Raw genomic sequence first — 315 nt, forward strand, 5'->3', positions numbered from 1 at the left:
TGACGGTCATCGGCGCCGGCGTGATCGGCGTCGAATATGCCACGATCTTCTCGGCGCTCGACGTGCCGGTCACGCTGGTCGAGCCGCGCAACAGCATCCTCGACTTCGTCGACCGCGAGATCGTCGATGATTTCATCCACCAGATGCGCGACCGCGGCATGACCATCCGTCTCGGCAGCACGATCAAGGAGGTCGCCTCAAAGCCCGACTACGCCGAGGTGACGCTTGCCGACGGCCGCACCATCCGTTCCGAAATCCTGCTCTATGCCGCCGGCCGCAGCGGCAATCTTGGCAGCCTTGGCCTCGACGCTGTCG

Annotated in this window: 1 protein-coding gene; it reads left to right on the forward strand. The window is 64.8% G+C overall.

The window, feature by feature from the left end; all coding sequences use genetic code 11:
• A partial coding sequence (locus tag EN859_RS36635) for an FAD-dependent oxidoreductase (protein WP_189502554.1) occupies window positions 1-315 on the forward strand: 315 nt, incomplete at both ends.

Source organism: Mesorhizobium sp. M00.F.Ca.ET.216.01.1.1, assembly GCF_004010325.2.
Lineage (GTDB): Bacteria > Pseudomonadota > Alphaproteobacteria > Rhizobiales > Rhizobiaceae > Mesorhizobium.